Raw genomic sequence first — 22,230 nt, forward strand, 5'->3', positions numbered from 1 at the left:
ACAATTTTTCTTTTTTCAGCCTTTTTTCTTATAAATTTTTAAGGATATCTCAATTTCCATTGACTTCGTATTTCATTTGTTAAATGATTTAAAAATACTATTTTTACTACAATAAATTCATCTATATGCCAAAATCAAACGAATTCACAGCCCTTACAGAAGAAGTGGTAATGAACCAAATCTACTTAATCAGAAACCAGAAAGTCATGCTCGATCGTGATTTGGCAAAACTTTATGGGGTAGAAACCAAAGTTTTAAAACAACAGGTTCGCAGAAATATCAAGCGTTTTCCGGAAGATTTCATGTTTGAAATGACCGAAACGGAAAGTCGAAACTTGAGGTCACAATTTGTGACCTCAAGTTGGGGAGGCAATCGTTATGTGATAATGTGCTTCACCGAACAAGGCGTCGCCATGCTTTCCAGTGTTTTGAAAAGCGAACAGGCCATAAAAGTCAACATCCAAATTATTCGCGTTTTCACTAAATTGCGTAGCTTCTTACTTGAGAATACGGAAGTTCGGCTGGAAATCGAACAGATAAAAAAGAAACTGGACAATCATGGGAAAAACATTGAATTAGTATTTCAGTATCTCGACGAACTTATTGAAAAATCGGAAAACAAAAAACCAAGGGAAAAAATCGGTTACAAAAAGTAGACTATTAACAGGCAATTGTTTCTTGCCCCGATTAAACTTTCTGTTATCTTTGCTTCATGCTATTCAGGGAAATTTTAGGCCAACAACACATTAAGAGTCATTTAACGAAAAGCGCCGATTTGGGCAGGATTCCGCACGCACAATTGTTTGTAGGTCCTGAAGGATCAGGAACTTTACCCATGGCGATTGCCTATGCGCAATACATTTTGTGTTCCAATGTTTCGGGTGAAAACACGAACGGCAACGAGGCCTGTAATTTAAAATTCGAGCATTTTTCACATCCCGATCTGCATTTCGTGTTTCCGGTGGCGACAAACGATCAGGTGAAAAGTCATCCGGTAAGTGCCAATTTCATGAAACAATGGCGCGAGTTTGTTATCGAAAATCCGTACGGCAGTTTATTCGAATGGCTGAAATCCCTGGGAATACAGAACAAACAGGGACAAATTGGTGTGGACGAAGCCCAGGAAATCATGAAATCCCTTTCGCTGAAAGCCTACGAAGGCGGTTACAAGGTGATGATTATCTGGATGGCCGATAAAATGAATACCGCGACAGCCAACAAATTGTTGAAATTATTGGAAGAGCCACCCCAAAAAACGGTCTTTCTTTTGGTTACCGAAAATCAGGATGATATCATGCAGACGATTTTGTCGCGTTGCCAGGTGCTCGAATTTCAGGGTTTACCCGAAAGTGTGATTGCCGATGCCTTGGTTTCACGTGAAAATATCGATGAGAAATTCGCCTTAAGAATTGCCCACCAATCACAGGGAAATTTCAATAAAGCGTTACATCTTTTACACAAAGACGAAACCGAATTTCCGTTTGAAGAATGGTTTGTACAATGGGTGCGTGCCGCGTTTCGTGCCAAAGGAAATGCCGCTGCCATTTTGGATCTGACGTCCTGGAGTGAGGAAATTGCCGGCATTGGCCGTGAAGCCCAAAAACAGTTTCTGCATTTTTGCGTAGAAATGTTCCGTCAGGCGTTGTTGCTGAATTACGAGTCGTCCAAACTGGTTTACATTGAGCCTACGGTTGACAAATTCAAACTGGAAAATTTTGCGCCTTTTGTGAACGGCAACAACATTAACGAGATTTTCAACGAACTTTCCGATGCGATATATCATATAGAACGCAACGGAAATGCCAAAATCATTTTAACCGATTTATCCATAAAACTAACCCGATTAATTCATAAAAAATAACCTATGTTGACAAGTCAAAATTATGCCGAAGTATTGATATTACTTCTTTTAGCAATTACATTTTTACAATCCGGCTACGATAAAATTACCGATTGGAAGGGTAATATTGAGTGGTTAAAGGGCCATTTTTCACAAACATTTATTAAAAATCAAGTCCCTGCATCTTTAGGGTTAATTCTTGTTTTAGAAATTTTTGCAGGTGTATTAAATATCATTGGCGTTTTGCAGCTATTCATGACAGAAGGTGTTCGTCATGACTTTGGTTTTTATGGTGCGTTAATGTCATGCATCACTTTGCTGTTTTTACTTTTCGGACAACGTATCGCTAAAGATTACGACGGTGCCAGAACGATTGTGATTTATTTTATTCCGGCTATCCTGGCGGTGTACTGGTTATAATTTCAGATAAAATCAAAATAGAAATTGCCGTAAATTTTAGTGTTTACGGCTTTTTTATTGTTTCAGACTAGCTTTAAACAAACGCAATTCATCCCACGAAAAAGCCTCTCCGTGCAGGTCTTTCAGTTCGCCCAGACTTTCCCCATTAAAATTTTTAAATGCCAAACGCAAATCGGCTATTTTGTCTTCGGGTAAAATATCTGAAAGTTCAATGATTTCCATCTGAATCAGTTTGGTGAAATGACTGAAAATGGTGCCCGGCGTGAGTTTTCGTTGTTTCGCGATTTCGTGTATCGATAAATTCTGTTTCCACAATTCCAACGTTTCTTCAATCGTGGCTTTCTTTGGTTCTTTTTTCTTTTTCATTTTCGGTTCGTAATAGGAAACGTCTCCATCGTCTTCCACTAAAGCGGCATTCCTGGTTTTGAAACGTTCGGTAATGGTAACCAACTTGTTGATCTTATAATGTTGGGCTTCATCGGAAAGTAAATTCTGTTTCGAAATTTCTTTACCTTCCGAAATGACTTTCAGCAACAAACGCACTTTTTTCAGTTGCAATACGGTTTTGATCTGCAGTTCTTCCAAAAGCAGTAACTCGTCGTAAAACGCTTTTACTTTTTTGATGCGCTTCACTTCTTCAATTTTCAGCAGGATTTCTTCCACGCCATTATCCAGGGATTTAAAGAAATAATCATACGCTGCATCACAACGCTGACGGATAAAGTCAATATTCACAGGGTTTTCCGAAAACAATTTGCGCAACTGACTTTGGAATTTCGCAGAAGCATCCCCTAATTCGGCCATACTTTCGGCATTGGTTTTGGCCCAGTCCCTGTGTTTTGTTTTAGGCGATTTCGGGGCTTCCTGATGGTAACTGAAACTATGATTGCGCCATTCCTGTATCAGGGTTCGGAAATCGAAACTGGTAATCAGACAATTAAAAAGATAATTCTTGGTTTCGGTAGTTAACGAATCCTGCAGGATTTCCTCACTGGCTTTGTTGGAAGCATAGTGCAACACTTCTTCGTCGGAGGAAATGCCATTCATTTGCAGCGGAGAAAGCAAAATAAGCCCGTTTAACGAACGCAAACGCGAAAGAGCGACATAGGCTTGTCCGGGTGCAAAAACTCGCGACACATCCAAAACAGCGCGGTCAAAAGTCAATCCCTGGCTTTTATGAACCGTTATCGCCCAAGCTAGTTTTATGGGAAAATGGGTAAAGGTGCCCAAAAGTTCCTCTTCGATTTCCTTGGTATTTTCGTTTATTTTGTACCTAATGTTCTGCCATTCATAGCGTTCCACTTCGATGGTTTTATTTTCTTCCGGAAAATGAACCAGAATTTCGTTGTCGGAAAGCGATTTGATGATCCCCATCTTACCGTTGAAAAACTGTTTTTCGAAAGACAGGTCGTTTTTAATAAACATGATCTGGGCGCCGACTTTCAGCTGCAAATTCGGATCGACAGGATAAATCTTTTCCGGAAAATCGTCCACAATTTCGGGTTTGAACGTGTACTGTTTTCCGGCTAATTCCTTGAGCGAATCGAAATTAATGGCATCTGCTTTAGCATTATGAGTGGTTAAAATGATATAGCCTTTATTGGCTTTGACATCAAAATCGGGTTTTACGAATTGGTTCAACACCTGAAGGTCATTCGAAGTAATTCGGTTGTTTCGCAAATTGTTCAATACCGAAATAAACTGATCGTCCGTTTGACGGAAAATTTTATCCAATTCGATATACAACGGCGGATACTGCTGCACCACATGCGAATGAAAAAAGAACATCCCGCGGTAGTATTTCTGCAACATCTGCCATTCTTCGTTTTTTACGACGGGCGGTAATTGTAATAAATCTCCTATATATAAAACTTGCACACCACCAAATGGGCGCTCGTTACGACGGACTTTCCGCATCATGAAATCCATGGCATCCAGCACATCGGCGCGAAGCATACTCACTTCATCAATAACGAGTAATTCCATATTCCGGATTACGGAACGTTTGGTGTTATTCATTTGAAAATGACGACGTAACGAATCCTGATTTTCGAATTTTACGCTCTCCGAAAAATACGGAAGTTCCTTATTATCCGGAATAAAAGCGGCAAAAGGCAGCTGAAACATGGAGTGGATTGTTACTCCGCCTGCGTTAAGAGCGGCAATTCCGGTAGGTGCGACAACCACCGTGTTTTTATGGGTGGTGGCTATAATTTCACGAAGTAAAGTTGTTTTCCCTGTACCCGCTTTACCGGTGAGAAAGATCGAGCGGTTGGTTTGATTGATAAACCGGAGGGTATAAGTAGCTGCGGCAGATAATTGTTCCATGTGGCGTATAATTTAAAATGTGAAAATACTAAAAAAGACGAACGGGTACAAATAAAAAAGCCTCCCAAATGGAAGGCTGTAGTATTATTTCTTTTCTTCGGTTTTAGGCTCTTCCTCTTTCTTGGCAGCGCCTTTGTAATTCTCGTTGATTTCTTTAGAAATAGTGGCCGTGATGTCATAAGCATCTTTCGCGTAAAGCACCGTCGCCGCATCCCCGGTTCCGTAAATATAATCGTAACCGTTTTTCTTACCGTACTCTTTGATATACGTTTTGATTCTTTTGATCAAGCTGTCCATTTCTTTACCGCTTTCTTGTTGCAACGTCTGTAACATAGCTTGTTGTTTCATACCAAGCTCCTGTTCTCTTTTTTGCAATTCGGCCCCTTTAGCCTGAGCCCAAGCCTGACCTTTTAACTGGGCATTTTGTTGGAAAGAAGCTGCTTCACTTTGGAAACGGCTTGCCTCGCCACGCAATTCGCGACCCATTTCTTCTGATTTTACTTTGTATTTATCTTCAATATCTTTTGCTTCAGTGTTTTCCTCCAATAATTTTGAAGTATCAACATAAGCGGTTTTCATTTTTTCTACAGATGGGGTTTCTTTATTGCAAGAAATAATTGCCATAGCGGCAATTGACAGTAAAATCAGTTTTTTCATTTTATAATGGATTTAATTTTGTGTAAAAGTAAGCATTCGTTTCAAAGTACCAAAGATGACAAATTTCGGAATCAAAAAAAGTGATTTTCGGTAAAATTTTATACTATAAGTTTTATTTATGGGAATAAAATAAGATATAATTCTACTTTATTAAAACCCACTTCATATAAAGCGATTTGCGGGACGTTCAAAAAAACTGAAATAATTCAGACATTAAAGCCTCTGAACATTGAAAATTGCGCTTTATTTTAATTTTTAATCGTTTTTTAGCACATAAATGTGTGAAGAATACTCAAAATTGCGTTTTGCTTTCCAATTGGACTGTAATCCGATTAAAAAACCGTTCAGAAAATTCATTTTTCCGTTTTTGTATTTTTCGGATAAAAGCGACACATAAAAACTGTCAAAAACCATTGGAAGGACTTTTATGAGTTTCAAGTTTTCTTTTGCGAATAATTTTTCAATGGCTGTTTTTGAAAAATGCCAAAGGTGTCTCGGCACATCATAGGCCGCCCAAAATTTTCCGTAATGTTGTGCATCGAACGATTTGTAATTCGGAACGGCAATTAAAATCGTACCGGTTGGCTTCAGCAGGCGTTTTAATTCCTGGATTTGTTTTTCCAAGTCAGGAACGTGTTCCAAAACATGCCACATGGTGATGACATCAAATGAATGGTTTTCTAAAGCTTCCAAACTTTCCGAAAAAGAAACGCCTTTTTGAATCGCAATTTTTTTTGCTTTATCACTGGGCTCGATTCCGGTACAGTTCCAATGTTGACTTTTAGCTTCCTGAAGGAAATCACCTGTTCCCGCCCCGATGTCCAAAAGACTTCCTTTATGCGGTTGCAGTTTTGTAATCAAACTTACTTTATCGCGAATCGCTTTCCTTTTTATGAAATGATACACTTTTTCAAACAACGAACGTTGGCCATCGGTATGTGAAATATAATCGTCACTTTCATAATACTTCGGAAGATGTTCCATAGACGGTTGCGGATGGGTTTTTAAAAGTTGCAAGTCGGTGTCCAAAAGCAAATCGAAATGTTCGCCGGAAACCGAATGGTCTTGTACAGTAATAAAAACGTTCTCGTTGGAAAAATTCATTTCTAAAAAATATTTTTTTAAAGATTCTCTTTGTTTATGGGGGTTACCGCCGTAGTTTCACGTGGAACAAAATCAGATGACAGATAACAGAATTCAGATTTTTGCAATCTGCTGTCTGAAGTCTGCAACCTAAATGTTATCTTCCCATGTGAATTAACAGGATGGAAATATCCGCCGGAGAAACCCCGCTAATTCGTGACGCCTGAGAAATGGTTGCCGGTCGGATTTTTTTCAGTTTCTCACGGGCTTCGTGTGAAATCGATTTTACTTTATCGAAATCGAAATCCGCGTGAATTTTTAAATCTTCCAGTCGGTTTAATTTGTCGGCGTTATTTTTTTCCTTTTCGATGTATCCCGAATATTTCACTAAAATTTCAGCCTGCTCCACCACTTCCCTATCCAGGTTGTGCTCCTGAATGTAATTTTGGACTTTGTCGAATTTTACAAAATCCTCCAACTCCAATTGCGGACGGGAAAACACCTTGAACATCTTATCGGGTTGGCTCATCGGCGCGGAACCTTTTGCTTCCAAAATCGGATTTGCCTCTTCCGGTTTCAAACTCGTCTCTTTGAAGAACGAAACAAACGCTTCGGATTGTTCGCGTTTCTTTTCCATACGTCGCAAACGCTCTTCACTCGCCAAACCTATTGCATGCGACATCGGCGTTAAACGATCATCAGCATTATCCTGACGGAGCAAGGTTCTGTATTCGGCACGCGAAGTAAACATTCGGTACGGCTCTTCCGTTCCTTTCGTAATCAAGTCGTCAATCAATACACCAATATAAGCTTCATTGCGTTTCAGGATAAACGGTTCCCGTTCCTGAACTTTTAAGGCGGCATTGATTCCGGCCATTAAACCTTGGGACGCCGCTTCTTCGTAGCCGGTGGTTCCGTTAATCTGTCCCGCGAAATACAAACCTTCGACTAATTTGGTTTCTAAGGTATGTTTCAATTGGGTCGGTGGAAAATAATCGTATTCGATGGCATAACCGGCGCGGAAGAATTTAACCTTCTCAAATCCGGCTACCGAACGCAACGCTTTAAACTGTACCTCTTCGGGAAGCGATGTGGAGAATCCATTTACATACACTTCGACCGTATTCCAACCTTCCGGTTCTACAAATAACTGGTGACGGTCTTTATCGGCAAATCTATTGATTTTATCTTCTATCGAGGGACAATAGCGCGGACCTAAACTCTTAATACGTCCGTTAAACATTGGTGAACGATCGAAACCTTCGCGTAACAAATCATGCACGAGTTCAGAAGTATATGTCATGTGACAATCCTTCTGAACGGTTAAGGGTTTTATTCTTTCCAAATAGGAAAACTTATCTGGGTTTACATCTCCGGGTTGTGGGATCATTTTAGAATAATCCAAGGAACGACCATCTACACGTGGTGGTGTTCCGGTTTTCATTCTTCCGGCTTCAAAACCTAATTTTACCAAATCTTCGGTAATTCCGTAAGCAGCACTTTCGCCGGCTCTTCCTCCTCCGAACTGTTTGTCACCAATATGAATCAATCCGTTTAGGAACGTTCCATTAGTCAACACCACGGATTTGGCTTTAATTTCAATTCCAAGCGACGTACGTATGCCGGTTACCTTACCGTTCTCTGTTAAAATTCCTCCTACCATTTCCTGATAAAAATCAAGATTCGGAGTCTGTTCCAACATCAGACGCCATTCTTCCGCAAAACGCATACGATCCGACTGCACACGTGGTGACCACATGGCAGGTCCTTTGGATTTGTTCAACATTTTAAATTGGATAGCGGTCTTGTCGGATACAATACCGGAATACCCACCCAAGGCATCAATCTCGCGAACGATTTGTCCTTTTGCAATTCCACCCATGGCAGGATTGCAAGACATTTGAGCAATGTTCTGCAAACTCATAGTAACCAACAGGGTTTTGGAACCCATGTTTGCAGCCGCAGCTGCCGCTTCGGATCCGGCATGACCGGCACCCACAACAATTACATCATATACATCTTGAAATAAACTCATTGTTCCACGTGAAACATTTTACTGCTTCGTATTAATTTTATAATATACTTATTGTTCCACGTGGAACAATAAAACTTTTTCATTTTCTTTGGAGCGCATAACCGCTTCGTCTTTCTCGGATTTATCTTTGTAACCACAGTAGTGTAATACACCGTGGATGATAACTCTTTTTAATTCTTCTTCAAAAGGAACACTATAATCATTCGCATTATCACGTACGCGTTCAATAGAAATAAATATATCTCCATGTAAGACATTTCCCTCAGAATAATCAAAACTGATGATATCCGTTAAATCATCGTGATTGAGGTACTCTACGTTGATTTTATGCAGGTATTCGTCATCACAAAAGATATAACTTATCTCTCCTTCTTCTTTGTCCTCAGACGCTATAACGCGGGATATCCAATTTTCGAACTGTTCTTCGTTCTCCAATTGAAAATCGGTTTCGTAATTAAAACTAATCATAGTTCTTGAAATAGGTTTGCACCTTTTGATTAAAATTAGGGCGCAAAGGTAAGCTTTGTCTATTTAAAATTTCAACACTGTTTAAATATTCTTTCAAAGCAGCAGGAAGCGGAGCCGCCTGATTGTTAAACGCTTTGGCATTGGTTTGCGATTGTCGTTTATTTTCTTCACCCTGTTGTTGGATCGCTTTGTCTAATTTTAGCAACTCGTTTTTCAGGTTCAGCATCTTTTGCATGGTCACGTTTTTGAAACCCATGTTCAGTAGTTGCTTTTCAATATCCTGCATTTGTTTGGCCGCATTCTGCCCCATGCCACCCATTCCTTCTTTCTGCATTGCTTTTTGCAAGGCTTCCCGAAGTTGTTGCTGTTCTTTGTAAATTTCTAAAACTTCCCCGGCATTTCCTTCACCATCCTGTCCGCCTTCCCCTTCTTTACCGCCTTTCTTACCATTCTTATCCGGTTGTCCTTCTCCGGGTTTATCCCCTTTCTTGATGCCTTTTTGGATCTTTTCAGCCAAACCTTCCTGTTTTTGAATGATGTCTTTCAATTGCATTCCCCCTTGACCCTGTCCTGGTTTCGGTTTTCCTTTACCCTGACCTTGTCCTTGCATTTCCATCTGCATCTCCATTTGCATCTGATTCATGGCATCACTAAGAAAATCAGCTAACTTATTGGCGGCACTTACAGTATATTGTTGATGCGAAACGCCTTTACCAATGTTATTATCGGCTAAATTATCAATCGATTTGTCCACGTTGTATTGTACATTCCCCACTTCCTTGGTAATCATATCGGAAATTTTAGGATTGCGTAACGACATAGCAAACAAACTGTCATCCACATGTTTAAACTGATTTTTTAAATCCTGTTGCTTTTTCAGTAACTTATTGTAACCGATAGTTCTGGTGGAAGTCGATTTAAAATCCCGCATTAACGCTTCTTGAGAAAAGGAAAAAGCCAAAAGGTTGTCCAAAATCTGACGTAACATTTTGACGTCTTCTTCCATTTGTTCCATATCGCCCATATCCATCGACTGCTGCATTTTCTGACTCATTTGCTGCATTTTTTTTGAAGCCGATTTCTGTTTGGGTTTCGCTTTGGACGGATTGTTTTTCTGTAATTCTTCCGATGCTTTCTTTAAATCTTCCTCAATACTTTCCTGTTCCTTTTTATCATTAGGAATATCCATGGGCGCTTTTAACTCTTTGTTTTCTTTCTCCAGTTCGTTCAGCTCTTCCTGAATCTTATCAAACTCTTTATTGATAGCGTCCTGCTCTTTTGAATCATTGTCTTTACTGTCGGCTAACTTGTCTTCTTTTTTAGAAAGTTCGTCCAATTTACTGGCAATCTGTTCCGCTTTTTTCTCTACATAAAAACGTTTGGTAAGCTCGACCAATTGTTCCAGACTTTTGGTTTGGTCTTTCGTATTCTGTTTTAACTTATCCACTTTTTCAAAAAGTTCTTCTTCTTTTAATTTATTGGTTAACTCTTCCAATTCTTTTAAAAGCTTTTCGTTCTTTTCGATTTCCTTTTCGTTTTTCTCCAAACGTTTCAACAACTCTTCTTTGAAATCATCTTTCTTTTCCGGGTTGAACTGCTCCAGATTTTCTTCCAATTTCTTGGAAAATTCTTTCATCATCTCATCCTGTTGTTGCTGACGGTTGATGAAATCCTTCATTTTTTTCTGGTCTTTGAAATCAAGATTGGTTTTCTCTTTACCGAGTTTTTGCAGCTTGTCCAGTTCCGATAATTGCTTGTCCTGATTTTTAATTGACTTTTCTAAACTGTTAATGTTCGAATTCTGCTCCTGCAACATTTCCTCCTGTTTCTCGGTTTCCGTCAATTCACGATGACTGAAGACAGCTGACTTTGTACTCTTAAAATTATGAAGGGCATCGTTATCGAAAATTTCGAAATAATAATCGTAATCCACTCCTTGCTCTACATTCAATCCGGCCGGAAAATGATAGACAAACTGATCAAACGTATTTTTACTTACTGAAAGATTACCGCGACGAATAGTATTGGGTTTGTCCTTCGGATAAAAGACTACCTGAAGTTTCGTTAATCCGTAATCATCGGAAACCTGTCCTAAAATCATAGTGTTTTTAAGCTTGAGGCTATCTGGCGCCTGTTGTACATTGATGGTCGGATACTGGTCTTTAATGGTTGAAATCTGATACTGTAATTTTTCATGATTTTTTACATTGGAATTAGATGTAAAAATCTGATATTCTATAGTTTGCGTAATATTTTTTACCAAACTGAACTGCGTTTTATCCCGGTTAAAAGAAAGACGCTGACCGTTACTGATCCATTGCACTTCATTAGTAGCTAAGGCGTTTACTTTCCATGTGATTTTTGAACCTTCGGGTACGACGGCATTTCCGGTGCCTTGTATCACTTCCGCTTTTCTTCCGAGATACGATGGAAAATCAATCTGCATTTCAAAATTCGCTATCGTTGGAACCGCAACCACATCCAATTCGTAAACTTTAGAATTTACGGCATTGGCAGTCAATTGAAATTCAACATTCGAAACCGGTTTTTCAAATTTGTATTGGAACACTCCGGGCTTTACCGTTTCCAGATAATAACTTTCTTCTCCAATGAGAATCATCGCATTTTCAGGAACGACTTTACCATTGGTTTTCACCTGAAGCAGAAAATCTTTGCCTTGTTCCGAAAGCAGATTGCTATTCAGAATCTGAAATTCAAAAGGAGCCGGCGGCGTATATTGTTTCTGGAAATGGACTACCCTATCCAGACTTTGCGTAATCATACCCGAATTGCCACTGATGAAAAACAACAATAATACCAACAACGGAACTATCGCATACGGAAGAAATTTTAAATTCTTCTTAAAATTGATGGCATTACCGAAAGGAATTGGTTGTAAGGCATTCGCTTTCTGATCGATAGAAGCCAATAACAATTCTGATGGATTCGATTGGTTATGAAGCTGAATGAAATTGGTTAATTTATCGCTGACTTCCGAAAAATGATTTCCGATGATTATGGAAGCTTCCGTGTAATCAATCCCTTTTTGCAGTTTGAACAATTTGAACACCGGAAACAATATAAACCGAAGCAAAAGAAAAACTTCCACGGTGATGAACAACCAGAAAAGAATCGTTCTTCCAGTTGGCGACAACCAAAGGAAATGTTCCACCAACAACGTAAACATAAAATACAGCAAACCCAATCCAATAAAAAGTAAGGTACCTTTGAGTAACTCATTGGTATAAAACTTCTTAATGAAGGCTTCCAGTTTTTGAAATATCAGCTTCTTGTTTTCCAAATTCAAACGTTTCTTTATAACCGATAAATTTACAATTTTAATCCAAACGAAATTTAAATAATACGTTAAACCAAAGAAGGAAAAAACAACTCCTTTTTCGAAATTGAATTTAAAAACTCAGAAGTTGTCAACAATCATTAAAAACAACAACAAAAAATTTTTAAAAATTTAAATTAATTGATGGTTATTATAGCTTGTTAATAGTTGGCATAACTTTATTTTTAAAGGTATTGTTTTAGGGTTATCCTTTTTTATACCGGGTTATTAACAATGACTTTTTGTGTTAAAACAGTGTAAATCAATTGTAATGGAATGGTTATTAACAATCGTTGAAATGTGTTTTTTTACCGATAATCTTAATAATTCACACTGTGGATTTCTGTTAATAACTCCTCTTTTATTATTGATAAGTAAAATGTAAAAAATAAAAACTTCCTTAGGTTTTTTCATTCCTGTTTTTGATTAGAAAAAATTCTGATAGAAACAAAAAACAGTTGTAAAATTCTATCCTAAGTTATCAACAAATGTTGTTAATCGGTAAAAGCCTGTTATTCAACGATAACGCTTTTTTAATTAACAAAGTAAAATTATGGTGTTAATTGGTTATTAAATCCGCTATAAATCAACGGTTTACTTAAATATTATGCAGCTGATAAAAAGCTAAGTATTATGTAATTATCGTGTTATTAAGCTGTTATGGTAACAGTAGCTAATCCAAAGGTTACTCTACTGTTAAGGATAATGAAATTTACTTATAAAATACCGTAAAACAACAATGCTACATTTTAAAATTCATTTTCAAATCGGCTATTTTTCCAATTGCCGTATTGAAATAGTATCTTTGCGTAAAATTCTACTGAAATGTCAAAACCGGTTAGAGTGCGTTTTGCACCAAGTCCAACGGGACCTTTACATATAGGCGGTGTTCGAACTGCTTTATTCAATTATTTATTTGCCAAAAAAAATGGCGGAACGTTCTACCTGCGTGTGGAAGATACGGACCAGAACCGATTCGTTCCCGGAGCGGAACAATACATCATGGAAGCGCTGGAATGGTTGGGCATCGCACCCGATGAAACCGTGGGTAAAAACGAAAAATTCGGACCCTACCGTCAAAGTGAGCGCAAACCGTTGTACAAACAATACGCAGATCAGTTAATCAGCAACGGATGGGCCTATTATGCGTTTGATTCGGCTGCCGATTTGGATCAGTTGCGGAAAAATGCCGAAGAAGCCGGAAACACCTTTATCTATAACCATACCGTTCGCGAACATTTGGATAATTCCTTAACTGTTTCGGCTGATAAAGTGGCGGAACGTCTTGCCGCAGGTGAAGACTATGTGATCCGATTCAAAACGCCGGTGAATGAAACCTTACATTTAAAAGACATCATTCGTGGGGACATCAAGTTTGATACGAATTTATTAGACGATAAAGTACTGTTTAAAAGTGACGGGATGCCAACCTATCACCTGGCGAATATTGTAGACGACCATTTAATGGAAACCTCGCATGTGATTCGTGGGGAAGAATGGTTGCCTTCGATGCCGTTACACGAATTGTTATACAAAGCGTTTGGTTGGGAAGCGCCTCAGTTTGCCCATTTGCCTTTGATATTAAAACCGGTAGGAAATGGAAAATTATCAAAAAGGGATGGCGACAAATTAGGATTCCCGGTTTTCCCGTTGGATTGGAACGACCCGATTTCGGGAGAAAAATCATCCGGGTACCGGGAAAAAGGATTCTTCCCGGAAGCGGTGGTGAATTTCTTAGCTTTGTTAGGCTGGAACGACGGTACCGATCAGGAATTGTTCTCTTTGGAGGAATTGGTAACCAAATTTGATTTGAATCGCGTACATAAAGCCGGAGCCAAGTTCGACCCGGAGAAAAACAAATGGTTTAATCAGCATTATCTGAAATTGCAGTCGGATGCTTCTTTAGCGGAAGCATTTATGCCGATTTTAGCCGAAAAAGGCATCACTACGGATTTGGATTTCGTAACCAAAGTGGTCGCTTCGGTAAAAGAACGTGCAACCTTTGTATCCGATTTATACGAATTGAGTGATTTCTTCTTTGTGGCACCTACCGCTTACGATGAAAAAGCAGCGAAAAACTGGAAAGAGGAAACACCGCATCTGATGCAGGAATTGATTTCGGTATTGGAAAACATCGGCGATTTCACTTCGGTAAATATTGAAACGATTGTAAAAGACTGGATGACGAAAAACGAAATCGGGATGGGGAAAGTGATGCAGCCGTTCCGTTTGAGTCTGGTTGGTGCCTTGAAAGGCCCTCACCTGTTTGACATCGTGGAGATGATCGGTAATGAAGAAACGATCAAGCGATTACAACAAGCCATCGCAACATTATAATAAACAAAAAGCCTCGAATCTTCGGGGCTTTTTTTATAAATTAAATAATACCTGTCCGCTTAAGGTTCCGGTATGGCCGCTAAAAGCATTGTTATTGTTTTTAGCTTTCAGTTCGTCTTTTTTGTTCAGATTGTTTAGGATGTTGTTCACGCCGAATTGGTAATTGAGGATGAAACGTACTCTTCGGTTACCGGCGGAAAGTCCCGCATACATGTTTCCGTTAATTTTAGTGATGTCTGTTATCTCTTTAGCCGTGAGCGCTGTTCCCGAAACCATATTATTTTCAAACTCTTTGCTTATTTTGAGTTTGTCGTTAACCTGAAGTACTGGACCAAAATCGATGGAAACGTGATCTTTTACCACATTATAACTGAACAACAAACGGATTTGTGCCCCCATAAGTTTGTTTTGCACTTCTTGTTTCTGTAATAAAGGCGAAACCGTTTCCACCGAAAAATTACTTTCAAAAAACTGCATTCCGAAAATCATACTGAAATTATTATAGTAATTACCGCGTACCTGCATTCCGGCAGCCCAACCCAATTCCGGTTTGGTATTAAAATCGGAAGTCATTAACGAAGTGTGATTTACACCACCATAAATACCGATTCGGTTTCCGTCTCTGTAACCCTGTTGTCCCAAAACCGTAAAGGAAACCATCAAAAGTGCTGCAAGCAGTAATTTTTTCATTGGATGAAAATTAAAAAATTTGGGCAAATGTAAACTTATTTATGCTATTAGTGTAACATTTGTTATAGATATCCGTATAATCTTATAAAATCACTAAACATTTAATTATGACACTAATTATTATCTTGGTTATTGGATTCTTCCTGCTGTTAGCGTCCTTTTTCACCGTAAAACAACAATCGGCGGTAATTGTCGAGCGTTTCGGAAAATTCAACAGCATTAGACAATCGGGTTTGCAGATTAAAATTCCGGTATTTGACCGTATTGCGGGTCGTGTCAATTTGCGAATCCAACAATTGGACGTTATCATTGAAACCAAAACGAAAGATAACGTATTCGTGAAAATGAAAGTATCGGTGCAGTTCAAAGTACTTCAGGAGAAAGTATATGATGCTTTTTATAAATTGGAATATCCGCACGATCAGATTACTTCGTATGTATTTGACGTGGTGCGTGCCGAAGTGCCGAAATTGATTTTGGATGATGTTTTCGAAAGAAAAGACGATATCGCGATTGCCGTAAAACGCGAATTGAACGAAGCGATGACGACTTACGGGTATGAAATCATCAACACGTTGGTGACCGATATCGATCCGGACATTCAGGTGAAGAACGCGATGAACCGTATCAATGCGGCCGATCGTGAAAAAACAGCTGCTGAATACGAAGCCGAAGCACAACGTATCCGAATTGTAGCGAAAGCGAAAGCGGAAGCGGAAAGCAAGCGTTTGCAGGGTCAGGGTATTGCCGATCAACGTAGAGAAATTGCCCGCGGATTGGTGGAAAGTGTGGAAGTATTGAACAATGTGGGCATCAATTCACAGGAAGCTTCCGCATTGATTGTGGTGACGCAACATTATGATACCTTACAAGCCATTGGGGCCGATACGAATTCGAATTTGATTTTATTGCCAAATTCACCGCAAGCGGGAAGCGACATGTTAAACAACATGGTGGCTTCTTTCACGGCAAGTAACCAGATTGGCGAAACCATGAAAAACCAACCGAAGCGCACTAAGAAGAAAGACGATCACACGTCTTTGGATTATAATCCGTCAGATCCTGAATAAAAAGGAAACAAAAAGAATAGAAAAAGAGGTCTAAGGACCTCTTTTTTATTTTATGAATTTGTTGATTATGTAGGGAAGCACCACGTTTTTCAGCAGTCCGGATTTGGTTAGAAATGAACCGGCATTACCCAAAAGGTTTTGAACCAATCCGCTTGGTGTGACCCCATCAATGGTTTTCTCCACTGCCAGCGACAGCTTTTGAGTGTCGATTTCTTTCTGGAGTTTCAGAATTTCCAAATCCCTGTCAATTTCTTCATAGGAAGAATACACTTTGGTTGCCATACCTATATTTATTCGTTAAAAAATACATTTGAGAATTTCTCCAAAATACTGCCTTCCACGATATTGTCTTTTATGAAATAGACAATCAGCAATAAAATGATGTAAATACCTCCCACTGAGAGAAAACCTAAAACGTTACTGTTCAAAATTTCACTCAAATAGAATGCTAATGCAATTGAAGAAAAAAACAGGAACAACACAAAAAGCAACAACAATAATACTACTTTGAGCACTAAGGTGGTTGATTTTGTCAGGACTTTAAACAACCAAAGTTTGTAATAGGCAATATTACTGTCCATTACATTTTTAAGGTTGTCCTGAATTTCTTCTGCGTTTTCTTTCAGATGTTCAAAAGGCATAGTTAATTTTTAGCGGTTGCGGCCTGTTTTTTCAATTCGGCCAGTTTTCGTTCCATGGTTTCAATCAACTCTTCTTTTTTATGATGACTGTCGGCAAGCAAATGATCGAATTGGCCTTCCAGGTCTAATTTAGCTTTTGAAAATTTCGATTTGAGATTTTCCGTAACTTCATCAAATCGGTGTTTCAGATTTTCTTTACCTTCTTCAAAACCATCTCTAATTTTTCTTCGGGTATTTGAACCTTTATCAGGTGCAAACAAAATTCCCAATCCTGCTCCAATAGCAGCTCCGGCTAAAAGAGCCAATACTGTTTTTCCTGTGTTGTCTGACATGATCTTTCGTTTTTTAGTTAGTCTTATAAATTTAAGCATTCCAAATCCGTTTTCTGTTAAATGGCAGTTAATTCTTCCTGCTTTTTAATACAAAATCGATTTAAAGCGTTTTTGCGAGGTTAAACGGCATTGTTTTGTGGAAATACCTTTCGGTTTTTTAAAAGTCGATTACAATAAATTTATGAAAGCCTATTTTGATAATAAATATTGATTGATTTTCAATAATACATCATTAAAAACAATAATAAAAAAACCCACTTAATAGTGGGTTTTGTATTTATAAAATCTATGATAATTTATTCCTTAACTAGCTTAACGGAAGAGATGCCTTTTTCGTTTTTAATTTTTGCGACATACAAACCTTTTGGCAGTATTTCGACATTAATTTGACCGCTAGCATTTTTTGTGTGTAAAACAGTTTTTCCAAGCAAATCAAAAATTTCAATTTCTTCGACGGTTTCATTTCCGGAAATGGTGAAACTGTTTTTTACGGGGTTGGGGTGAATTGAAATTGAATTTTGAGTCAAAGTTGCTTCATTCGTACTCAACAATCCTTGCGGACCGTAATATTTTACATAAGCTCCTGTTGATTCGTAGGCTACATAAGGAATATTGTTACTATTAAACGCCATTGAAACAGCTCTCGAGTGTCCTGATGAAACGCTGGAGCCAACCACTTCCCATGCGGCGCCGTTAAATTTTTGCACATAAACATGGTTCCCGTTATTTAAATCGGCATACGAAATATGGGGGATGTCACTATGGTCTAAAAGAAGGGTTATAAATTCACTATATCCTGAAGAAAAACCTGGCGTACCAACGAGTTCCCAAGCGGTACCATTAAATTTTTGTACAGTTGTTTTATAACTGAGAGTTCCATCACTATAGGCAATATAAGGTACATTGGTACTGTTAAAAGCCAACGATGGATAATAATTCGTACCCGCCGAAATGCCGTTGCTTCCAACAATTTCCCAAGCGGTTCCGTTAAATTTTTGCACTATGACTTTATCACCAACACTGTTATCCTTATAACACACATAGGGAGTGTTTGTGCTGTTAATAGCTAATGTTATATAGGAAGAAAGTCCGCTGGAAAACCCTTGTATTCCCACGAGTTGCCAACTGGTTCCGTTGAATTTTTTAACGATAATTTTCCCTCCGTAAGCGTCATCAGTATAGCCCACATATGGTACATTATTAGTATCGAAAGTCAAAGAGATGTTATTTGCAAATCCTGTAGAAAATCCTTGTGTCCCGACAGTTACCCAACTCGATCCGTTGAATTTTTTCACAGTAATTCTATAGCTTAAAGGATTGTCACGATAGGCTACATAAGGAACATTATTATTATCTGTTCGTATGGTCAGATAATCTGCTGCTCCGTTTGAAAACTCTGGAGCGCCAACGGTTACCCAATTGGTTCCGTTGAATTTTTTCACCGTTGCTTTATTACTGATTGTTGTTTCCGTGTAGGCATAATAAGGGACATTGTTGCCGTCAAGCGTAAAAAAGCCTCTGAAGATAGCACCTGATGCATCGGTAAATCCGTGATTTCCTACTATTTCCCAGCTGGTTCCGTTGAATTTTTCAACTCTTGCTTTACCACCATAATACGTTTTGCTATATACTACATACGGAATATTGTTGTTGTCTATGGCAATTCCGGTATAATCGGAAACTTCAGTTGAAATTCCCGCGGTTCCGACAAGCTGCCAAGCCGTCCCGTTGAATTTTTGAATTGTAGCCTTGTAGCTGTTTGAACCGTCCTCATAAACTATGTAAGGCTCATTACTGCTGTTGATTGCTATTGAAGTATAGTCTGCTAAACCTGCCGATATCCCAGCGGTTCCAACTACTTGCCAGTTGGTTCCGTTGAATTTTTGCACGGTAGCCTTATTTCCGTTTATGACATCTTTATAAACTACGTAAGGAACGTTATTTGAGTCTGTAGCAATGGCGATATAATCTGCCCCGCCTGCTGAAAATCCCGAAATACCAACCACTTCCCAAGTCGTACCGTTAAATTTCTGCACTGTTACTTTATTACTATTCGAAGCATCTTTATAGGAAACAAATGGAATATTGGTATTACCAAAAACAATAGAGGTGTAGTCAACCGCGCCAGCCGAAAAACCAAGAGTTCCGACCACTTCCCAAGCGGTACCATTAAATTTTTGCACAGTAATTTTATTGCTGTTTGCGACATCTTTATAGGTTACATACGGAATATTATTGTTGTCTAACGCTATGGAAGCATAATCAGCTTGTCCTGTTGAAAATCCTGAAATCCCAACCACTTCCCAAACTGTACCATTGAATTTTTGTACCGTAATTTTATTACTATTGTCAACATCTTTGTAAGCGACATAAGGAATGTTATTGTTATCAATTGCTATGGAAGTATAATCGGCCTGACCCGTTGAAAATCCGGCAGAACCCACATATTGCCAACTAGTTCCGTTGTATTTTCTAACACATATTTTTCTACCGCTATTCTGATCGCTGCAAACTACATACGGAACATTGTTGTTATCCATAGCAATTTTAGTGTAATAGGCATAACTGAAAGAAGGTTGGTCATAATCATCCGGACCAATTGGGTGCCAGTCGTTTTGAGCATTTAGGGTTGTTGTAAGAAAAATACAAAAAGAAAGAAGTAAAAGTTTTTTCATGAATAAAATTTTTATCAAAAATAAATAAAATAGTACAAATAAATACAAAACCCACTATAATAGCGGGTTTTGTGTTTTTTAAATCTACAGTGAGTTTTAGACTATTTCAGAAAGCAGGTGTAAAACAATTTCGCTTTTTTCCGCCGATTTCATTTCCGAAAGTTGCGGTTTGAAATTTTCAAAAGCGTCCCAGTTTTTTTTCAGATTTTGGATGCCTTCATAACGTACAAACGGCGATTCACTTTTCAGCGACATCGCATACAATTTGTGCAACAGGTCGGTATCGACATCCGAAGCTTTTATTTTTTCGGAATATTTCAGTATCCAATTCGAAAACAATAGCGAACTTTTATTGTTGTTGATGTTTTTCTTTAGGGAATTCTGCAGCAGACTGTAATTGGCAATGGTTTTGATGTTTTCACCAATAGTATTTTCAATCGCTGCTCTTTCTTCTGTGGTGTCCACTTTGAAATATTTGTTGATTTCTTTCAAAGAGTTGTTAACGGTATTCTCCTCTTTTTTTCCTTTTTCTTCCCAGGAATCTTTCAGATCCACAGTTTTATTGAAGACCAAAGCTTCTGCCGTACTGTCTCTGTCTACGCAAAAATACCCCATTCGCTGGAATTGAAAACTGTCGCCTTCCTGAGCGTTAGCCAAACTTGGTTCCACAAATCCGATCACGGTTTTTAGGGAATTCGGATTCACGAAATCCAGGAAATTCTTGTCTTTGTGCGTGTCCGGCGATTCGTCAATAAACAAACGATCGTACAAACGGACTTCCGCCTCCACGGCATGTTCCACAGAAACCCAGTGAATGGTTCCCGAAACCTTACGGTTGCTGGCTTCACTTCCGCTTCCGCTTCGGCTGTCGTCATCGTAAGTAGCGTGAATTTCGGTAATGTTTCCATTCGCATCTTTCACAACCTTTTCCCCTTTAATGATGTAGGCATTTTTCAAACGCACTTCTTTACCTAAGCTTAAACGGAAAAATTTATTGCTCGCTTCTTCCAAAAAGTCGTCTCTTTCGATGTAAATTTCTCTTGAAAACGGTACTTTTCTGAACGTCATCAATGCTTCTTCCGGATTGTTTTCCGCTTCCAGCCATTCCGTTTTTCCTTCCGGATAGTTGGTGATTACCAGTTTTACCGGATCCAGAACCGCCATTACACGAGGGGCAATCTTGTTCAGATCTTCACGAACACAAAATTCCAATAACGAAACATCGATTAGGTTGTCGCGTTTGGCAATTCCGATTGTATCCGCGAAATTTCGGATAGACGCCGGCGTATAGCCTCTTCTTCGCATACCGGAAATCGTCGACATTCGCGGATCGTCCCAACCGGTCACATAATTTTCCTGAACCAATTGTAATAATTTCCGTTTGGAAACTACGGTATGCGACAGGTTTCTTCTCGCAAACTCGCGTTGTTTCGGACGCACTTTGGTGTCATCATAAATCTGATCCAGGAACCAATCGTACAATTCACGGTGCGGTAAAAATTCCAGTGTACAGAACGAGTGCGAAATTTGCTCTAAATAATCACTTTCCCCGTGCGCCCAGTCGTACATTGGATATACACACCATTTGTCGCCGGTTCGGTGATGGTGTTTGTGTAATATTCGGTAAATGATCGGATCACGCATCAGCATGTTGGTGGATGCCATGTCGATTTTAGCTCTTAAAATATGGGTACCCTCTTCGAATTCGCCGTTTTTCATTCGTTCGAACAAATCCAAATTTTCTTCTATCGAACGGTTTCGGTACGGCCCGTCAACTCCGGGTTGAGTAGGTGTCCCTTTTTGTTTGGCCATGTCTTCCGAAGATTGGCTGTCCACATACGCCTTTCCTTTTTTAATCAGCTCCACCGCCCAATCATACAGTTGTTGGAAATAATCAGAAGCGTAACATTCCTCAGCCCATTCGTAACCAAGCCATTGTACGTCCCGTTTGATTGCATCCACATATTCCTGCTCTTCCTTGGCCGGATTCGTATCGTCAAAACGCAGGTTTACCGGCGCCTTGTAATCGATACCCAAACCAAAATTCAGGCAAATCGCACTCGCGTGACCCAAATGCAGATAGCCGTTAGGTTCCGGCGGAAAACGGAAGCGTAATTTATCGGGTGACAAACCATTTTTTAAATCGTCTTCAATGATTTGTTCTATAAAATTCAATGATTTTTCTTTCGTTGACATAAGGTTGTATTAAGTGAACAAAGTTATCAAAAATGTTGGTTATTTGGCCAATCGTTCTTTTGGATATTTGTTGATTTATGCTGCAATAGTGTCAAAAATCCGTACTTTTATCAAATAAACG

Annotated in this window: 17 protein-coding genes; 5 read left to right on the plus strand and 12 right to left on the minus strand. The window is 39.0% G+C overall.

All coding sequences use genetic code 11. The features are described from left to right. Positions 1 to 125 precede the first annotated feature (125 nt). From BLQ05_RS11000 to BLQ05_RS11010, 3 genes are read left to right on the plus strand one after another with little or no spacing between them, the layout of a single operon-like run. On the plus strand, positions 126 to 656 hold the full coding sequence (locus BLQ05_RS11000) for an ORF6N domain-containing protein (RefSeq protein WP_023576261.1): 531 nt from the start codon (positions 126 to 128) through the stop codon (positions 654 to 656). A gap of 56 nt (positions 657 to 712) precedes the next feature. After that, positions 713 to 1,861, plus strand: coding sequence for a DNA polymerase III subunit (locus BLQ05_RS11005; protein WP_023576260.1), 1,149 nt, complete (start codon positions 713 to 715; stop codon positions 1,859 to 1,861). Positions 1,862 to 1,864: 3 nt separating this feature from the next. Continuing rightward, positions 1,865 to 2,260, plus strand: coding sequence for a hypothetical protein (locus BLQ05_RS11010; RefSeq protein WP_023576259.1), 396 nt, complete (start codon positions 1,865 to 1,867; stop codon positions 2,258 to 2,260). Positions 2,261 to 2,314: 54 nt separating this feature from the next. Here BLQ05_RS11010 and BLQ05_RS11015 read toward each other — a convergent pair whose 3' ends face one another. From BLQ05_RS11015 to BLQ05_RS11040, 6 genes are all read right to left on the minus strand, one after another. Then, positions 2,315 to 4,588, minus strand: coding sequence for a helix-turn-helix domain-containing protein (locus BLQ05_RS11015; RefSeq protein ID WP_023576258.1), 2,274 nt, complete (start codon positions 4,586 to 4,588; stop codon positions 2,315 to 2,317). Positions 4,589 to 4,672: 84 nt separating this feature from the next. After that, the gene (locus BLQ05_RS11020) at positions 4,673 to 5,245 is read right to left on the minus strand and encodes an OmpH/Skp family outer membrane protein (protein ID WP_023576257.1); all 573 of its coding nucleotides are present in this window, start codon (positions 5,243 to 5,245) and stop codon (positions 4,673 to 4,675) included. Between the two features lie 255 nt (positions 5,246 to 5,500). After that, positions 5,501 to 6,349 (minus strand): class I SAM-dependent methyltransferase, encoded by an 849-nt coding sequence (locus BLQ05_RS11025; protein WP_023576256.1) that lies wholly within the window; start codon positions 6,347 to 6,349, stop codon positions 5,501 to 5,503. A gap of 136 nt (positions 6,350 to 6,485) precedes the next feature. Beyond that, on the minus strand, positions 6,486 to 8,363 hold the full coding sequence (gene mnmG / locus BLQ05_RS11030; protein ID WP_023576255.1) for a tRNA uridine-5-carboxymethylaminomethyl(34) synthesis enzyme MnmG: 1,878 nt from the start codon (positions 8,361 to 8,363) through the stop codon (positions 6,486 to 6,488). A gap of 48 nt (positions 8,364 to 8,411) precedes the next feature. After that, the gene (ybeY, locus tag BLQ05_RS11035) at positions 8,412 to 8,831 is read right to left on the minus strand and encodes an rRNA maturation RNase YbeY (protein ID WP_035654428.1); all 420 of its coding nucleotides are present in this window, start codon (positions 8,829 to 8,831) and stop codon (positions 8,412 to 8,414) included. Continuing rightward, entirely contained in the window at positions 8,824 to 12,132 is a 3,309-nt protein-coding gene (locus tag BLQ05_RS11040; RefSeq protein WP_035654442.1) for a DUF4175 family protein, read from the minus strand. The genes ybeY and BLQ05_RS11040 overlap by 8 nt, the downstream gene beginning before the upstream one ends. An 861-nt stretch (positions 12,133 to 12,993) precedes the next feature. Here BLQ05_RS11040 and gltX point away from each other — a divergent pair. Further along, positions 12,994 to 14,505, plus strand: coding sequence for a glutamate--tRNA ligase (gltX, locus tag BLQ05_RS11050; protein WP_023576252.1), 1,512 nt, complete (start codon positions 12,994 to 12,996; stop codon positions 14,503 to 14,505). A gap of 33 nt (positions 14,506 to 14,538) precedes the next feature. Here gltX and BLQ05_RS11055 read toward each other — a convergent pair whose 3' ends face one another. Then, positions 14,539 to 15,195, minus strand: a complete 657-nt coding sequence (locus BLQ05_RS11055; protein ID WP_023576251.1) for a hypothetical protein — start codon at positions 15,193 to 15,195, stop codon at positions 14,539 to 14,541. A gap of 107 nt (positions 15,196 to 15,302) precedes the next feature. On the opposite strand from BLQ05_RS11055, the gene BLQ05_RS11060 reads away from it, so the two are divergent. After that, on the plus strand, positions 15,303 to 16,265 hold the full coding sequence (locus BLQ05_RS11060) for an SPFH domain-containing protein (protein ID WP_023576250.1): 963 nt from the start codon (positions 15,303 to 15,305) through the stop codon (positions 16,263 to 16,265). 45 nt (positions 16,266 to 16,310) lie between these two features. Here the strand turns inward: BLQ05_RS11060 and BLQ05_RS11065 are convergent, their stop codons facing one another. From BLQ05_RS11065 to BLQ05_RS11085, 5 genes are all read right to left on the minus strand, one after another. Beyond that, the gene (locus BLQ05_RS11065) at positions 16,311 to 16,547 is read right to left on the minus strand and encodes a DUF6327 family protein (RefSeq protein ID WP_023576249.1); all 237 of its coding nucleotides are present in this window, start codon (positions 16,545 to 16,547) and stop codon (positions 16,311 to 16,313) included. An 8-nt stretch (positions 16,548 to 16,555) separates the two neighbouring features. Continuing rightward, the gene (locus BLQ05_RS11070) at positions 16,556 to 16,906 is read right to left on the minus strand and encodes a hypothetical protein (protein WP_023576248.1); all 351 of its coding nucleotides are present in this window, start codon (positions 16,904 to 16,906) and stop codon (positions 16,556 to 16,558) included. A gap of 2 nt (positions 16,907 to 16,908) precedes the next feature. Further along, a complete protein-coding gene (locus tag BLQ05_RS11075; protein WP_023576247.1) occupies positions 16,909 to 17,238 on the minus strand; it encodes a YtxH domain-containing protein in 330 nt (109 codons plus the stop codon). Between the two features lie 296 nt (positions 17,239 to 17,534). Beyond that, the gene (locus BLQ05_RS11080) at positions 17,535 to 19,913 is read right to left on the minus strand and encodes a T9SS type A sorting domain-containing protein (protein WP_023576246.1); all 2,379 of its coding nucleotides are present in this window, start codon (positions 19,911 to 19,913) and stop codon (positions 17,535 to 17,537) included. Between the two features lie 96 nt (positions 19,914 to 20,009). Then, on the minus strand, positions 20,010 to 22,109 hold the full coding sequence (locus BLQ05_RS11085; protein WP_023576245.1) for a glutamine--tRNA ligase/YqeY domain fusion protein: 2,100 nt from the start codon (positions 22,107 to 22,109) through the stop codon (positions 20,010 to 20,012). Positions 22,110 to 22,230 lie beyond the last annotated feature (121 nt).

The organism is Flavobacterium saliperosum, assembly GCF_900100625.1.
GTDB classification, from domain to species: domain Bacteria; phylum Bacteroidota; class Bacteroidia; order Flavobacteriales; family Flavobacteriaceae; genus Flavobacterium; species Flavobacterium saliperosum.

What these genes read in the sequence shown, in the direction of transcription:
- BLQ05_RS11000 (WP_023576261.1), top strand. Translation starts at nt 126, where the DNA reads ATGCCAAAATCAAACGAATTCACAGCCCTTACAGAAGAAGTGGTAATG.
- BLQ05_RS11005 (WP_023576260.1), top strand. Translation starts at nt 713, where the DNA reads ATGCTATTCAGGGAAATTTTAGGCCAACAACACATTAAGAGTCATTTA.
- BLQ05_RS11010 (WP_023576259.1), top strand. Translation starts at nt 1,865, where the DNA reads ATGTTGACAAGTCAAAATTATGCCGAAGTATTGATATTACTTCTTTTA.
- BLQ05_RS11015 (WP_023576258.1), bottom strand. Translation starts at nt 4,588, where the DNA reads ATGGAACAATTATCTGCCGCAGCTACTTATACCCTCCGGTTTATCAAT.
- BLQ05_RS11020 (WP_023576257.1), bottom strand. Translation starts at nt 5,245, where the DNA reads ATGAAAAAACTGATTTTACTGTCAATTGCCGCTATGGCAATTATTTCT.
- BLQ05_RS11025 (WP_023576256.1), bottom strand. Translation starts at nt 6,349, where the DNA reads ATGAATTTTTCCAACGAGAACGTTTTTATTACTGTACAAGACCATTCG.
- mnmG (WP_023576255.1), bottom strand. Translation starts at nt 8,363, where the DNA reads ATGAGTTTATTTCAAGATGTATATGATGTAATTGTTGTGGGTGCCGGT.
- ybeY (WP_035654428.1), bottom strand. Translation starts at nt 8,831, where the DNA reads ATGATTAGTTTTAATTACGAAACCGATTTTCAATTGGAGAACGAAGAA.
- gltX (WP_023576252.1), top strand. Translation starts at nt 12,994, where the DNA reads ATGTCAAAACCGGTTAGAGTGCGTTTTGCACCAAGTCCAACGGGACCT.
- BLQ05_RS11055 (WP_023576251.1), bottom strand. Translation starts at nt 15,195, where the DNA reads ATGAAAAAATTACTGCTTGCAGCACTTTTGATGGTTTCCTTTACGGTT.
- BLQ05_RS11060 (WP_023576250.1), top strand. Translation starts at nt 15,303, where the DNA reads ATGACACTAATTATTATCTTGGTTATTGGATTCTTCCTGCTGTTAGCG.
- BLQ05_RS11065 (WP_023576249.1), bottom strand. Translation starts at nt 16,547, where the DNA reads ATGGCAACCAAAGTGTATTCTTCCTATGAAGAAATTGACAGGGATTTG.
- BLQ05_RS11070 (WP_023576248.1), bottom strand. Translation starts at nt 16,906, where the DNA reads ATGCCTTTTGAACATCTGAAAGAAAACGCAGAAGAAATTCAGGACAAC.
- BLQ05_RS11075 (WP_023576247.1), bottom strand. Translation starts at nt 17,238, where the DNA reads ATGTCAGACAACACAGGAAAAACAGTATTGGCTCTTTTAGCCGGAGCT.
- BLQ05_RS11080 (WP_023576246.1), bottom strand. Translation starts at nt 19,913, where the DNA reads ATGAAAAAACTTTTACTTCTTTCTTTTTGTATTTTTCTTACAACAACC.
- BLQ05_RS11085 (WP_023576245.1), bottom strand. Translation starts at nt 22,109, where the DNA reads ATGTCAACGAAAGAAAAATCATTGAATTTTATAGAACAAATCATTGAA.